The 15332-nt window shown below is 70.9% G+C and carries 10 protein-coding genes and 2 pseudogenes; 10 read left to right on the top strand and 2 right to left on the bottom strand.

Annotated elements, in window-relative coordinates:
• From ABZ896_RS39290 to ABZ896_RS39270, 5 genes and pseudogenes are all read left to right on the top strand, one after another.
• Positions 1–177 (top strand): annotated as a pseudogene (locus ABZ896_RS39290) (sugar phosphate isomerase/epimerase); the annotation flags it as partial.
• A gap of 324 nt (positions 178–501) precedes the next feature.
• Positions 502–1644 (top strand): inositol-3-phosphate synthase, encoded by a 1143-nt coding sequence (locus ABZ896_RS39285; protein ID WP_360939867.1) that lies wholly within the window; start codon positions 502–504, stop codon positions 1642–1644.
• Between the two features lie 101 nt (positions 1645–1745).
• Entirely contained in the window at positions 1746–2909 is a 1164-nt protein-coding gene (locus tag ABZ896_RS39280; RefSeq protein WP_360939865.1) for a TIM barrel protein, read from the top strand.
• A gap of 38 nt (positions 2910–2947) precedes the next feature.
• Positions 2948–5068: a PQQ-dependent sugar dehydrogenase gene (locus tag ABZ896_RS39275; RefSeq protein WP_360939863.1), complete on the top strand. Its 2121-nt coding sequence runs from the start codon at positions 2948–2950 to the stop codon at positions 5066–5068.
• Between the two features lie 352 nt (positions 5069–5420).
• The gene (locus ABZ896_RS39270; protein ID WP_360939861.1) at positions 5421–6134 is read left to right on the top strand and encodes a DUF2993 domain-containing protein; all 714 of its coding nucleotides are present in this window, start codon (positions 5421–5423) and stop codon (positions 6132–6134) included.
• A gap of 5 nt (positions 6135–6139) precedes the next feature.
• Here the strand turns inward: ABZ896_RS39270 and ABZ896_RS39265 are convergent, their stop codons facing one another.
• Both ABZ896_RS39265 and ligA read right to left on the bottom strand, forming a co-directional pair.
• Entirely contained in the window at positions 6140–6712 is a 573-nt protein-coding gene (locus ABZ896_RS39265) for a hypothetical protein (RefSeq protein WP_360939859.1), read from the bottom strand.
• Between the two features lie 374 nt (positions 6713–7086).
• Positions 7087–8763: an NAD-dependent DNA ligase LigA gene (gene ligA / locus ABZ896_RS39260; RefSeq protein ID WP_360939857.1), complete on the bottom strand. Its 1677-nt coding sequence runs from the start codon at positions 8761–8763 to the stop codon at positions 7087–7089.
• Between the two features lie 134 nt (positions 8764–8897).
• Between ligA and ABZ896_RS39255 the strand changes: the two are divergent.
• The 5 genes and pseudogenes from ABZ896_RS39255 to ABZ896_RS39235 all read left to right on the top strand — a co-directional run bounded on the left by ABZ896_RS39255 (position 8898) and on the right by ABZ896_RS39235 (position 15323).
• Positions 8898–10198 (top strand): annotated as a pseudogene (locus ABZ896_RS39255) (MFS transporter).
• Positions 10195–10566 carry a hypothetical protein gene (locus ABZ896_RS39250; protein ID WP_360939855.1) on the top strand — a complete coding sequence of 124 codons (372 nt, stop codon included), beginning with the start codon at positions 10195–10197 and terminating at the stop codon, positions 10564–10566. Before ABZ896_RS39255 ends, ABZ896_RS39250 begins: the two are co-directional and overlap by 4 nt.
• A gap of 129 nt (positions 10567–10695) precedes the next feature.
• The gene (gene boxC, locus ABZ896_RS39245; RefSeq protein WP_360939853.1) at positions 10696–12360 is read left to right on the top strand and encodes a 2,3-epoxybenzoyl-CoA dihydrolase; all 1665 of its coding nucleotides are present in this window, start codon (positions 10696–10698) and stop codon (positions 12358–12360) included.
• A gap of 4 nt (positions 12361–12364) precedes the next feature.
• Positions 12365–13786, top strand: coding sequence for a benzoyl-CoA 2,3-epoxidase subunit BoxB (boxB, locus tag ABZ896_RS39240; RefSeq protein WP_360939851.1), 1422 nt, complete (start codon positions 12365–12367; stop codon positions 13784–13786).
• Positions 13787–13796: 10 nt separating this feature from the next.
• Positions 13797–15323, top strand: coding sequence for a benzoate-CoA ligase family protein (locus ABZ896_RS39235; protein ID WP_360939849.1), 1527 nt, complete (start codon positions 13797–13799; stop codon positions 15321–15323).
• The last annotated feature ends 9 nt before the right edge of the window (positions 15324–15332 follow it).

The raw sequence follows: 15332 nt of genomic DNA, 5'->3' as shown, positions 1-15332 counted from the left end.
GACGTCTTTCGGATGCTGCGCTCCATCGACTACCAGGGCCCGATCTCCGTCGAGTGGGAGGACGCCGGCATGGACCGGCTCCAAGGCGCCCCCGAAGCACTGGCCCATCTGAAGCGGTTCGACTTCGACCCGCCTTCGGCCTCCTTCGACGCCGCCTTCGGAGGCGGCGACAACTAGCGCACCCACGCGCGGGGTTCGCCCCCCGGAACAAGTTCAGCACATCTCTTTGTCCTGACTCTGGAGAAAGTTCGGCTTTCTTCTGCGCAAGGTCTTTCGGTCACGGACGAACCGGGTTACGGTCCCGTTTCGTGCACAGGCGCCACACAGCAGTTCGGCAGTGACGCGTCTCCGTGATCGGTGAGCTGTGCGGTCGGCGGGATGTGCTCGCCGGGCCACGGCCGAAGCCCCGCTCCTATGCCGACGGTGGGCGCGGACAACAGCCCCGTTCCCGCCCACCGTCCCCCAACCGCATCCGCACATCGACATGGCAAGGAGGCATCCGTGAACCACGACGGGAACGCATCGCAGCTCCGGGCCGACGGGCGGACCGCACGCACCGGTGTCTGGTTCGTCGGAGCCCGCGGATCGGTGGCCACCACCGCCGTCGCCGGATGCGCGGCGGTCACCGCCGGACTGCACGCACCGACCGGCATGGTCACCGAGACCCCGCCGTTCGACGGCACCGGCCTGCCGCCGCTGTCCTCGCTCGTCTTCGGTGGTCACGACATCACCCCCCACCCGCTGCCGAAGCGGGCGGAACACCTCACCGACGCGGGCGTCCTGCCGCACGGCCTCGCCGCCGCCGTAGACGCCGAACTCCGGGCGGCCGACGCGGAGATACGGCCCGGCGGACCGCTCCCGGACGACCCTCGCGGCGACGAGGAGCTCGTCGCGGACCTCGCCGCCGACCTCACCTCGTTCCGCGTGCGCAACGCACTGGCACGGGTGGTCGTCGTCAACGTCTCCTCCACCGAGCCACTGCCCGGGCCCGACGCCGTACGACTGCCGTCCAGTTCCCTCTACGCGGCCGCCGCCGTGCGAGCCGACTGCCCCTACGTCAACTTCACGCCGTCCACCGGGATGCGCACCCCGGCGCTCACGGAAGCCGCCGCGGCCGCCGGACTGCCCCACGCGGGCCGGGACGGCAAGACCGGCCAGACCCTGCTGCGGGCGGTGCTCGCCCCGATGTTCGTCCAGCGCGCCCTCCAGGTCCGCGCCTGGTCCGGCACCAACCTGCTGGGCGGCGGTGACGGGGCGGCGCTGTCCGACCCGGGCGCGGCCGCGGCGAAGAACGCCGGCAAGGAGCGTGTCCTGGCCGACACCCTCGGGCACACCCCGCAGGGCGAGGTGCACATCGACGACGTCCCCGTGCTCGGCGACTGGAAGACCGCCTGGGACCACATCGCCTTCGAGGGCTTCCTCGGCTCGCGCATGATCCTCCAGACCATCTGGCAGGGCTGCGACTCGGCGCTGGCCGCACCGCTCGTCCTGGACCTGGCCCGGCTGCTCGCCCGCGCCCACGAGGCGGGCCTGTCCGGCCCGCTCCCCGAACTCGGCTTCTACTTCAAGGATCCCGACGCCGGCCCGTCGGGCCTCTCCGAGCAGTTCTCCGCGCTGCTCTCCTTCGCCGACCGCCTGCGGTAGGCGCAGCGGTCCGTTCTCCGGTCTCCACCCCCCTCGCGCAGTATCCGGCCGCGCAGCGGCCACCGAAGTGAAGTCCCTTCTCCTGGAAAGCGAGAACCCCTGTGACCGCGTTCAACGACGAAGCCGTCACCGGCGACTCCCTGCGCCGCACCCTCGGCGTCAACCGCCGCCGTTTCCTCAGCACCTGCACGGCCGTCACCGGGGCGGCGATCGCCGCCCCGGTCTTCGGCGCCGCACCCGCCCTCGCGGGGGACAGATCCGCGGCGGCCGGCGGCGACCGGGGCCGTTCCGCCCTGGTCCCGCCGGACAAGCGCGGCATCATCCTCTACACCGTCCGGGACGCCGTCGGCCGTGACCCGCTCGCCTCCGACCTGCCCTCCGGCTTCCGTGAGGTGTTCAAGCAGCTCTCGCGCTTCGGCTACCGCCAGGTGGAGTTCGCCGGTTACGGCCAGCACGCCAACGCGCCCGGCGGCGCCGACCTGGGCACGGTCCAGGGCGCGAAGCTCCTGCGCTCCTGGCTCGACGAGTACGGGCTGCGCGCCCAGGGCAGCCACGGCTTCATCCCGCCGTCCTGGCCGCTGACGCCGTCCGACCGGGACACCTTCAAGCGCTGGCTGGAGATCGCCAACATCCTCGGCATGGAGCACATGGGCACCGGCGCCGACCCCACCAACACCCCCTACCGGGCCGACTGGGACGTCGCCGCGGACAAGTGGAACACTCTGGGCGCCATCGCCCGCCGCGAGGGCATCAAGCTCTACACCCACAACCACGACGCGGCCTACGACTTCCTGCTCGACGGCGGCCCGCTCGACGCCCAGGGCAGGCCGACCCGCAGCTCGGGCATCCGGAAGCTGGAGTACTTCCTGAAGGTGACGGACCGCAAGGACGTCCATCTGGAGCTGGACATCTTCTGGGCGCACGTGGCCCAGTACAAGTTCCACACCTACACCGCCCACGACGGCTCCTCACGCGAGCGCGTCTTCGACCCGGCCGCGCTCGTCGAGCGCAACAGCACCCGCTTCCCGCTGTTCCACGCCAAGGACGGTGTCGTCAACACCCAGAGCGGACTGGGCTACGACATGGTGCCGTTCGGCACGGGTGACATCGACTACCGGCGGTTCTTCACCCGGGTGGGAGCGAAGAACCACCGCAACCCGATGGTCGAGCAGGACAACGCGCCGAGCGCGACCGTCCCCGGCCAGTCCCTGGAATTCGCCAAGGTCGGCTACGGCAACCTCGCGGCCTTGCGCGCCTGCAACTGACGTCCTGTCACCCGCCCGTCAGATCAAAGGAGTTCTGAGTGCGCAACAGACGGATCGTCACCTTCGTAGGGGCCGCCGCGCTGGCCGGGGCCATCGGACTGCTGCCCCTGCCCGCGGCCCAGGCCCATCCATCGGACCCCGCACCGCCGACGTCGTCGGACTTCCAGAAGGTCACCCTCAACGACCGCCCGGGTGAGCCGATGGCCCTGGCCGTCCTGCCCGACCGGCGGGTGCTGCACACGGCACGCACCGGGGAAGTCCGCATCCACGACCCCAAGAGCGGCGTCAACTTCCTTGCCGCCGACATGAAGAAGAGCCCCGCGGGGCTCTACCAGCACGACGAGGAAGGCGTGCAGGGCATCGCCATCGACCCCGGCTTCGCCAAGAACCACTGGGTCTACCTCTACTACTCGCCCCGCCTCGACACCCCCATGGACGACCCGGCCACGCCGGGCGTCAACGAAGGGGACGCGCCGCTGTTCGGCACGGCCGCGGACTTCGCCAAGTACAAGGGCGTCACCAGGCTGTCGCGGTTCAAACTCGTGGGCAACAAGCTCGACTACGCCACCGAGCAGAAGGTCATCGAGGTACCGGCCGACCGCGGCATCTGCTGTCACGTCGGCGGCAAGATCGACTTCGACGGCAAGGGCACCCTGTTCCTGTCGACCGGCGACGACTCCAACCCGTTCTCCTCCGACGGCTACGCCCCGCTCGACGACCGCGCCGACCGCAACCCGGCCTACGACGCGCGCCGCACCGCGGGGAACACCAACGACCTGCGCGGCAAGGTCCTGCGCATCAAGGTCAAGCCCAACGGCGGCTACGCGATTCCCAAGGGCAATCTCTTCGCCCCCGGTACGGCGAAGACCCGCCCCGAGATCTACGCCATGGGCCTGCGCAACCCGTTCCGCTTCGGCGTCGACGACAAGACGGGCGAGGTCTACGTCGGCGACTACTCGCCCGACGCCAACTCCGCCAACCCGAACCGCGGTCCCGCCGGCCAGGGCCGCTGGATGGTCATCGACCGCCCCGCCAACTACGGCTGGCCGTTCTGCGTGACCCAGGACCAGCCGTACCAGGACTACGACTTCGCCACCCAGACCTCCGCCGGCGCGTTCAACTGCGCCAAGCCCGTCAACGACTCGCGCCACAACACCGGCCGCAGCGAGCTGCCCCCGGTCGAGGACGCGGAGATCGTCTACGGCTACGGCGCCACCCCGGAGTTCCCCGAACTCGGCACCGGCGGCATCGGCCCCATGGGCGGCCCGGTCTACAGCTACGACAAGCACAACAAGGCAGCCAACCGCTGGCCCCAGTACTTCGACGGCAAGCCGCTCTTCTACGAGTGGACCCGCGACCAGATGAAGGCCATCACCCTCGGCAAGAACAACGAGGTGCGGAAGATCGAGGACGCGATCCCCGGGATCGTCACGGACGGCCCGATCGACGCCGAGTTCGGCCCGGACGGAGCGCTGTACGTCCTGGAGTACGGCACCGGGTACTTCGCCGAGCTGCCCGAGGCCCAGCTCTCCCGCATCGACTTCACCCGCGGCAACCGCACCCCGGAGCCCAAGGTCGCGGCCGACGTGGTCAACGGCACCAGCCCGCTGACCGTCCAGTTCTCCAGCGCCGGCACGACGGACGCCGACGGTGACGCCCTGCGCTACGCCTGGGACTTCGACGCGAACGGCACGGTCGACTCCAGGGAGGCGAACCCGAAGCACACGTTCACCGAGAACGCCGTCTACGACGCCACGCTGAAGGTCACCGACAGCACCGGGCGTTCGGCCTCCGCGTCCGTCCCCGTCGTCGTCGGCAACAAGGCGCCGGTCGTCTCGCTCACCACCGACCCGGCCCCGCACGGCGGCACCCCGTTCCACTGGGGTGACACGGTCACCTGGCAGGTCACCGTCACCGACGACCAGCCGGTCGACTGCGCCAAGGTCAGCGTCTCGTTCATCCTCGGCCACGACACGCACGGCCACCCGCTGTCGACGAGCAACGGCTGCTCCGGATCGTTCAAGACCTTCGTGGACGGCGGCCACTCCGGCTCCGACAACCTCAAGGCCGTCTTCAACGCCACCTACACCGACACACCCCCGGCCGGCCTGCCGTCCCTCTCGGGCAGCGCGGAGGTCGCCCTGACCCCGGCCGACTGACCCTACGGAAGCACAGCTGCGGGGCGCCGTCCCAGGACGAGCGCCCCGCAGCTGATCTGTGTGGGCGGTCTACCCTGCGGAATGCCGTACGAGATCAGCGCCGTCATCGGGGGGCATGCCTTCGAGCAGACCCTGACCCACTGGTCCCGGAGCGGCGGGAGGGTCTGGGGTCCGGCCCGTACCCGGGACCTCACCGGTCCACGGGAGGCCTGGCCGATCAATGCCGCGCTGGTCCGAACTGCGAGCGCGCCCTGCGGCCCAAGGCCCCCGCGGCCACCTCCACGGCCGGGATGGTGCAGGATCACCTCGTGGGCAGTCGGTCCACGGCAGTCGTGGAGTACGGGGGACGGGTATGAGACGTCGTTGGGTGAAGGTTCTGGCGATCACGGTGGTGGTGCTCGCCGTGCTCTTCACGGCCGCCGACCGGATCGCGGTGCACTACGCCGAACAGGAGGCCGCGCAACTCGCCAAGGAGAAGTACGGCTACGCGAACGCCACCGACGCTCACGTCGACGTGTCGATCGGGGGCTTCCCGTTCCTGACCCAGGTGGCCGACCGCGACTTCGGCGACGTCACCCTGACGGCCAGCACGTTCTACATCGACACCACGACCAACGCCCAGGGCGGCTATCTGCACGTCGACCGGCTCCGCCTCGACCTGCACGACGTACAGGTGACCTCGCTGACCGCACGGAGCGCCGAGGCGAACCTCGCCACCGGCACCCTGACGCTGTCCTACAAGGAACTGTCAGCGGTGGCCGGTCGGCTGGCCGCCGGCGGCAGTGCGCTCCAGGTCTCCCAGGCGGCCGGATCGAACGGCCAGGAGGCCCGTATCAAGGTCTCCGGCACGGTACGCGGGACCGCACTGAACAGCACGGGAACCCTGCTCGCCCAGGGCGACGAGCTGACGCTGAACGTCCCTGGCGCCGAACGGGCCGACGCCGCCTGGCGGGTCGACCTCCCCACGGGCGTCGGCTTCACCGCGGCGCGCGCCACCGCCACCGGCGTCGAGATCAGCCTGGTCGGCCACCAGGTGATTCTCGGTTCCTCCCGCTTCGACGGCTGAGAGGCTCAGAAGGCGAACGCGTCGGTCAGACGCACCCGGTAACCGTCCTCCTCCATCAGTACGACGGTGACGCCGAACGGCGAGGGATGGTCCAGCTCGAGCGGGATGAAGGAGTAGTCCACCGCGGCCCGGATCGGCGGCAGCAGTTCGCCGTCCGGCTCCGGCGCGGGGACCGGCATCCAGTCCGGGGCGATCGACACCGGGCCCTCGGGGCCGCGCTCCAAGTACCGCTCGTTGTACGGGAACCGGTGCAGGACGTGCCCGTCACTCGTGGCGACCACCATGTTCAGACAGGGCGTCGGGCCGACGACCGGCAACTCGCAGACGGTGGCGACGTCATGGCTCTCCCAGACCAGGACCACCTCGTCCGCACCGGCCGCCGCGGCGATGTTCGCGAGCTCCACGATCCCGGTGAGCGCGTCCTGGCCGGTCTTCAGCGGCCGGGCCCAGATCATCCCGACCAGTTCGCCGCGCACCAGCGGCATGATGAGCGGGCGCGGAACCGTCCCCTCGCCCAGCCCGGCGGTGTACGCGCCCTTCGCCACGTCGACCAGCGCGTCCCACACCTGTGCTTCCACCGAGGTCCCTTTCGTCTGCCGTACCCGATCGTCGCACCCTGTCATGCGGGCCGAGGCCGTGTCAGCAGGATGATCACCCGTTCCCGACGACGTGACCGGTGGGCCGGTGTCCGTCGGCGGCACGCGAGAAGCCCCGGCTGGACGGGGGAGACCAGCCGGGGCCGTGGGCGGTGACCTGCGGAGGGCGGTCGCCTCGCGGCGAAAGGCTCCATGGGGCTTCAGCCGAACGATCGTCCCCATGGGCTATGGGTGAGGCCCGGGGACACTGTCCCCTCCGCAGCCACGTATGGATGAACGGTCCACCGGCCCGCGTTGTTCCTGCCGCCGCCCGAGTCTCGCTGTGAGGTGGGGCACGTCGTCCCGAACGGAGCCGCTCAGGCGATGAAGTCGGCGACGAGGGCGGCGAATTCGTCCGGGGTGGCCAGCCGGATGCCGAGGTCTTCCGCCTTGGCCCGCTTGGATCCCGCGCCCTCTCCGGCGACGACCAGACTGGTCTTGCGGGAGACGCTGGAGGAGGAACGGCCCCCGGCCCGTTCGACCAGCTCGTTCATCTGGTTGCGGCTGAGCTTCTCCAGGGCGCCGGTCATCGCGCCGGTGACGACCACCGTCATACCGGCCAGCGGCCCGCCCGGCTCCTCCGCTTCCCCCGTACTGTCCTCGGCGGCCGCGGGGGCGGGCGGGGTCGCGCCCGGCTCGGTCATGTTGACCCCGGCCGCGGCGAGCTTGTCGATGAGCGGGGCGAGTTCGGCGAGTTCGGCGACGATGGAGGGGGCCTTCTCGGTGCCGATGCCCTCGACCAGCTGCATCGTCTCGGCGTCGGCGGCGCGGATGGCGTCCATGGTGGCGAAGTACCGGGCGATACGGCGGGACATGGAGCGGCCGGTGCCGCGTACACCGAGCGCGCACAGCACCCGGGACAGCGGCCGGTCCTTGGCCGTGGCGAGCGCGGCGAGGAGGTTGTCGGTGCTGGTCTCGCCCATTCGCTCCAGGGCGAGGAGCTGCTCCCGGGTGAGGGTGAACAGGTCGGCGAGGTCCGCGACCAGACCGGCGTCGACGAGCTGGACGACACGGGTGTGGCCGAGGCCTTCGATGTCGAGCTGGTCGCGGCCGGCGGCGTACGAGAGGGCCGCCACCAGATGGCAGTTGCGGCCGTTCGCACACCGCCAGCGCTGCTCGCCGGTGTCGATGTCGGCCCCGCACCGCGGACACACCTCGGGGAAGGCGATGGGCTGTTCGTCCCCGGTGCGCAGATGGGCGACGGGGGCCTCGATGCGGGGGATGACGTCACCGGCCCGGTGGACCATGACATGGTCGCCCAGGCGCAAATCACGGCGGGTGATGTCGGCCGGGTTGTGCAGGGTGGCGTAGGTGATCGTGGCCCCGTCGATGACGACCGGTTCCAGGACGGCGCGCGGGGCGATGACGCCGGTGCGGCCCACGTTCCACTCCACCGCGAGCAGCCGGGTGATCTTCTCGACGGCGGGCAGCTTGTAGGCGATCGCCCAGCGCGGTGCGCGCGATCCGGAACCGGCCGCCTCCTGGTCGGCGGCCAGGTCGGCCTTGATGACGACCCCGTCGATCCCGAACGGCAACTCGGCCCGCAGCGCGGCGATCTCCTGCACGCGGGCCAGGACCTGGTCGACGTCGGTGGCGGTGATGCCGGGCACCGCGGTGCCGGCCGTGGTGTTCACCCCGAGCTCGCCGGCCCGGGCCATGAGGGCGCTGTGCGCGCTGTGGCCCAGCAGGGCGGCGAGTTCCGGCTCGGTCTCGGGCAGCGGGAGCAGGCCGTAGCCGAAGAAGGTCATGGCCACCGTGTGCGGGACATCGCCCTGCGCGGCGCCGCCGGCCACCTTGCCGGTCGGCGTGTCGGGCAGCACCTCGTCGGGATGCTCCGCCTCCCACGCCGCGATGCCGCGCACCAACCGGTCGTAGGCGTCGTCGTCCAGCGGCGAGGCGCCGCCCGCGTAGTAGGCGGCCGCGGCCGTCACGGCGTCCTGGACCGCCTGCGCGTAGGCGGCGGCATCCACGATCTGAGCAGTCGGTGTCGTCATACCGATCATCCTGCCTGCCACCACTGACAACGCCCCGGCGCCGCTTCGCGCCCTGTGCTTCCTGGTGCAGGGCGCGGAGAATACGACGAGCGTGAAGCCGGACCAGCGCCGCCCACAGGACGGATGACCTTCGTATGCCCGCGCGTTCGCTCCGCTCCAACCGGGACTTCTCCGTCTTCTGGGCGGTCCAGGCGCTCTCCGAGGTCGGCAACGCCTTCTCGCTGGTGGCACTTCCGCTGCTGGTGCTGCACACCACCGGGTCGGCCGCGCAGATGGGGCTGCTCACGGCCGTCGCGGGCGCCACCTCGCTGCTGACCGGGCTGGTCGGCGGCGCCTGGGCCGACCGCTTCGACCGGCGACGCCTGCTGATGCTGTGCGACGCCGCCCGGCTGGTGCTCTACGGCGCGATCCCGGTCTGCTGGGCCCTGAGCCCGCAGATCTGGCTGCTGTACGTGGTGATGGCCCTGGCCTCGGTCTTCGAGATGCTGTTCAAGATCACCTATGTCACCGCCGTGGCCAACCTGGTCGACAAGGAGCAGATCGTCGCGGCGAACGGGCGGCTGGAGGCGACGAACGCGATCGCCTACATCGCGGGCCCGGCCCTCGCCGGTGTGGTGGCCGGGTTCCTCGGGCCGACCGCCGCCGTCGCCCTCAACGCGGGCAGCTTCGGGATCTCCCTGGTGGGCCTGGCGTTCATCAGGCGGGGAGCAAGGAGCCCCGGGCCCGGGACCGGCGCTCCGGCTTCCGCGTCGGCGCCGCGTTCCTGTGGCGTACGCCGGTGCTGCGGGCGCTCACCGTGCTGCTGACGGTGACCACCTTCCTCGGCCTGGGCATGACCGACGTGTTCATCTACCACCTGCGACACGGTCTGGGGCAGGGCGAACGCACGGTGGGCTACGTGCTCGCGCTGGCCGGACTCGGCACCGGCGTGGCCGCCGCCGCGACCGCCCGGCTGCGCCGCTCCTGGGGCTTCGGCGCCTGCTGGCTCGGCGCGATGAGCCTGTGCTCGGTGTCGATACTGCTGCTGGCCGGCACCGGAAGGGTGGCCGTAGCGGCCGTGACGATCTGCCTGTACTCCTTCGGCATGGCACTCGCCGGCGTCTGCTCGATGTCCCTGCGGCAACAGGTCACGCCGGACCATCTGCTCGGCCGGGTCACCTCCGCGTTCTGGACGATCCACGGCAGCCTCGCGCCCCTCGGGGCGGCCCTGCTCACCGCCCTGGTCGGCCGGTTCGGGGCGCGCGGGCCGCTGACCGCGGTGGCCGCCGTCCTCCTGGCCGTGGTCGTGGCCGCCGCGTTCACCCCCGTCCGACAGCGCCACCCCGAGCGGATGACACCGAGGCCCGACGATGACGACCGGCCGCACCAGGTGGTGGTGGTGCGGACGGGAGCACGTAAGTCAGACTTTCACCGGGAGACAGAGGGGGACGTATGAGAACGAGTTCGTGGGCCTGGTTCTGCGCGTGGTTGCTCGTCGGGGCCCTGGCCTCGCTCGGGCTGCTGACCGTGCTCAGCATCGGCGTCTTCCTGCTCCCGGCGGCCCTCGTCGCGGCCGTCCTCCTCGCCACCCGGAACGGCTCCCGCGTGGGACTCGCGGGCCTCCTCTCCGGGCTCGGCGCACCCCTGCTGTACGTGGCCTTCCTCAACCGCGAGGGTCCCGGCAACGTCTGCACCACTTCGGCCTCCGGGCAGTCCTGCGTGGACGAGTACAGCCCGTGGGGGTGGCTGGCCGCCGGCGTGGTCCTCCTGCTCGCCGGTATCGCGCTGGGCGTGCTCCTGCGGCGCGGGGCGCCCCGCCACTGAGGCCCACCGACAGCGGGACCCCAGCCTGGCGTCGCCTCGGCTTTGTTCTACAGAACCTTGACGGATTGCTCGGTCGGTGTAGAGGATCGGCGTATCGGGATCCGTGCCGGCGCGAGGAGGCGCTTCGTCATGGTGGTGGTCAGCTTCGACCGCAGTCCGGACACCTACCGGCACTGGAAGCTCCGCACGGACGGCCCGGTCGCCTGGCTCGCGATGGACGTCGACGAACAGGGCGGTCTGGTCCCCGGCTACGAGCTGAAGCTCAACTCCTACGACCTCGGCGTGGACATCGAGCTGTACGACGCGCTCCAGCGGCTGCGGTTCGAACACCCCGAGGTGCGGTCCGTGGTGGTGACCAGCGCCAAGGAGAAGGTGTTCTGCGCCGGCGCCAACATCCGTATGCTCGCGGCCTCCTCGCACGAATGGAAGGTGAACTTCTGCAAGTTCACCAACGAGACCCGCAACGGCATGGAGGACGCCTCCGAGCACTCCGGGCTCACCTTCCTCGCCGCCGTCAACGGCTCCTGCGCGGGCGGCGGTTACGAGATCGCGCTCGCCTGCGACCGGATCCTCCTGATCGACGACAACTCCTCGACGGTGTCCCTGCCGGAGGTGCCGCTGCTGGGCGTGCTGCCCGGCACCGGGGGCCTGACCCGGCTGGTCGACAAACGCCTGGTACGCAAGGACCTCGCCGATCTCTTCGCCACCCGCAGCGACGGCGTCAAGGGCAAGACGGCCGTGGACCGGCGGCTCGTCGACGAGGTCGTCCCCCGCCGGGACTTCCGCGCCATCGTCCAGCAGCGGGCCCTGGAAGCGGCTCGCGACAGCCCACGGCCCGCCGACGCCGAAGGCATCCAACTGACCCCGCTGCAAAGGGAGATCAGCGAGGAAGGCATCACCTACCGGTACGTACGCGCCGAGTACGACCGCCCCCTCGGCCTGGTCCGCATCACCGTACGCGGCCCCGACCACGGCGCGCCGACCACCGCCGCCATCCACACCCAGGGCGCCGACGGCTGGCTGCTCGCCCTCACCCGCGAACTCGACGACCTCATCCTGCGCCTGCGGACCAACGAGCCCGAACTCGGCACCTGGGTCCTGCGTACCGAGGGCGACGCGAACCTCGTACTCGCCCATGAACAGGCCCTGTTGAGCGCCCAGGCGGACGGCGACTGGCTGGCGAACGAGATCCTGCACTACTACAAGCGCACCCTGAAACGGCTCGACGTCACCAGCCGCAGTCTCGTCGCCCTGATCGAACCCGGCAGCTGCTTCGCCGGTGTGCTCCTGGAGCCGGCCCTGGCCTGCGACCTCCAGTACATGCTCGACGGCCCGCCGATCGAGGACCCCGACAGTGACGTACGCGCGCAACTCGCCCTCTCCGAGGCGAACTTCGGCGCCCTGCCGATGGGCAACGGCCTCACCCGTCTCCAGTCCCGCTTCTACCGGCAGGACGACCACCTCGACTGGCTGCGCCGCGGCACCGGGCAGTCGCTGAGCGCCGCCCAGGCCCGCGAGCTCGGTCTCGTCACCGACGCGCCCGACGACCTCGACTGGGAGGACGAGATCCGCATCGTCCTCGAGAGCCGGGCCGCGCTCAGCCCCGACGCGCTCACCGGGATGGAGGCCAACCACCGGTTCGTCGGCCCGGAGACCCTGGAGACGAAGATCTTCGGCCGGCTCACCGCCTGGCAGAACTGGATCTTCACCCGGCCGAACGCGTCCGGCCCCGAAGGCGCCCTGCGCCGCTACGGCACCGGCCGGAAGGCGGCCTACGACCGGAAGCGAGTGTGACCCGATGCCCACGACCATCGACTACGACGCGAAGATACCCAACAACGTCGCCCTAGCCGACGACCGCCGCCTCCAGCGCGCACTGGAGGGCTGGCAGCCCAAGTTCCTCGACTGGTGGGGCGAGATGGGCCCGGCCCTGGAGAACCACGGCGTCTACCTGCGCACCGCCGTCTCCGTGGGCCGTGACGGCTGGGCCCACTTCGACCACGTCACCGTCCCCGACTACCGCTGGGGCATCTTCCTCGCCGAACCGACCCCCGACCGCCGTATCGCCTTCGGCGAGCACCAGGGCGACCCCGTCTGGCAGCAGGTGCCCGGCGAGTACCGGGCAGACCTCCAGCGCCTGGTCGTCGTCCAGGGCGACACCGAACCGGCCTCCGTGGAACAGCAGCGCCTGCTCGGGCTCACCGCGCCGAGCCTGTACGACCTGCGCAACCTCTTCCAGGTCAACGTCGAGGAGGGGCGGCACCTCTGGGCGATGGTCTACCTCCTGCACGCCTACTTCGGCCGGGAGGGACGGGAGGAGGCCGAGGCGCTGCTCGACCGCAACTCCGGCAGCCCCGACGCGCCGCGCATCCTGGGCGCGTTCAACGAGGAGACCGCCGACTGGCTGGCCTTCTACATGTTCACCTACTTCACCGACCGGGACGGCAAGTACCAGTTGGGCTCGCTGAAGGAGTCCGCCTTCGACCCGCTCTCGCGGACCTGCACCTTCATGCTGAAGGAGGAGGCCCACCACATGATGGTCGGCACGACGGGAGTCGACCGCGTGGTCACCCGCAGCGCCCAACTCGTCCGCGAGCACGACACGTTGGACATCGCCGCCTGCGGTGGCATCCCGCTTGACATCGTCCAGAAGTACATCAACTTCCACTACACGGTCTCCCTGGACCTCTTCGGCAGCGAGACCTCCACCAACGCGGCCAACTACTACACCGCCGGACTCAAAGGCCGCTGGCAGGAAGAGCGCCGCAAGGACGACCACCGCCTCACCGACGACGCCTACCTCCTCGACAGGCCCGCGCAGGACGGCAGTTGGGGCGTCGACGAGGTCCCCGCGCTGCTCGCCCTCAACCTCGACCTGCGCGACGAGTACATCGCCGACTGCGAGACCGGCCTCAAACGCTGGAACAGGATCCTCGAGGAACACGGCATCGACGTCCGACTCCGCCTGCCCCACCCCGGGTTCAACCGGCATGTGGGCCTGGCCGCCGGCCACCACATCACCCCCGACGGCACGATCGTCGACGAGGGCACCTGGGAGGCGAACCGGCACCGCTGGCTCCCCACCGCCGAAGACCTCGCCTACGTACGGTCGTTGATGCGGCCCGTGTACGAGCGCGGCCGGATCGCCCAGTGGGTGGCACCACCGGTCAACGGCATCAACGGCAAACCCTTCGACTACGAGTACGTCCGACTGGTGTGAGGCGATCCGGATGCCCGAGCTGTTCAACGCGGCCGACTGGCTGGTCGACCGGCATGTGAGAGAGGGCAACGGCGACCGTACCGCCGTCGTCACACCCACCCGGAGCCTGACGTACGCGGAGCTGGCCGCCGAGGTCCGGCGGGCGGCGAGCGGGCTGCGCGGTCTCGGTGTGCGACCGGAGGAGCGGGTCCTGTTCTGCATGCCGGACGACATCGAGCTGTTCGCCGGCGTGCTCGCCGCGTTCCGTGTCGGCGCGGTGGCGGTGCCCGCCTCGACGATGCTCACCGGGGGCGAGTTGGGGAAGCTGGTGGCGGACTGCCGTACCAAAGTGGTCGTCGGATCAGGGGAGTTCGCCCCCGTCGTGAAGGCGGCCGTGCGGGAGGCGCCGGAGGTGACGCACCTCGTGCCGGGGCCCCTTCCCGACTCCGGCGCCGCCGACGAGCCCTACCCGACCTGGCCCGACTCACCTGCCCTGTGGCTGTACACCTCCGGCACCACGGGCACCCCCAAGGCCGCCATGCACCGGCACGCGGACATCCGCTTCGTGGCGGAGACCTACGGGCGGCAGGTGCTCGGCCTCGCCCCCGGCGACCGCTGTCTGTCGGTGGCGAAGCTCTTCTTCGCGTACGGCCTCGGCAACTCGATGTTCTTCCCGCTGGCGGTCGGCGCGACGGCCCTGCTGGAGCCCGCCCGGCCGTCCCCCGCGCTGTTCGCCAAGCGCGCGGCGGCGGACCGGGCCACGGTGCTGTTCGGTGTGCCCGGCTTCCTGGGGGCGCTGCTCGCGGCCCCCGACATTCCCGACGACGCCTTCGCGAGCGTACGGCTCGGGGTGTCGGCCGGTGAGACGCTGCCCGCGCGGATCTACCAGGGGGTCCTTGAGCGGTTCGGCGTGGAGGTGCTCGACGGCATCGGGTCCACCGAGATGCTGCACATCTTCGTCTCCAACCGTGCCGGCCGGGTCCACCCGGGATCCTCCGGTGCACCCGTCCCGGGGTACGCCGTGCAACTGCGCGACACCGAGGGCCGGTTGGTCACCGAGGCCGGTACGCCCGGCGAACTCCACGTCCGCGGGGAGTCCGCCGCCACCGGCTACTGGTGCCGGGCAAAGACGACCCGCCAGGTCTTCCTCGGCGACTGGGTGCGCACCGGCGACACCTACGTCCGCAACGCCGACGGCACCTACACGTGCCTCGGCCGCACCGACGACCTGCTGAAGGCGGGCGGCATCTGGGTCGCCCCCGCGGAGGTGGAGGAGCGGCTGCTCGCCCATCCCGACGTCGCCGAGGCCGCCGTCGTGGGCGCTCCGGACCGGGACGGCCTGGACAAGCCCGTCGCCTGCGTCGTCCCCAGGCCCGGCCGCGAGGTCGATCCGGACGCCCTGGTCGCCTGGTGCCGGGAGGGACTTGCCGCCTTCAAACGCCCGCGCGGTGTGATCGGCCTGCCCGAGCTGCCGCGTACGCCCACCGGCAAGATCCGCCGTAACGTCCTGCGCGCAATGATCCGCGACGGCTCCTGGGCGCCCAAGTCGCCTTCCTGAAGGTGGAGT

The sequence above is a fragment of the Streptomyces sp. NPDC047072 genome, from assembly GCF_040643855.1.
Taxonomy (GTDB): Bacteria; Actinomycetota; Actinomycetes; order Streptomycetales; family Streptomycetaceae; genus Streptomyces.
Note: the sequence above shows the minus strand (reverse complement) of the source record. Positions and strands in the feature narration are given on the sequence as shown.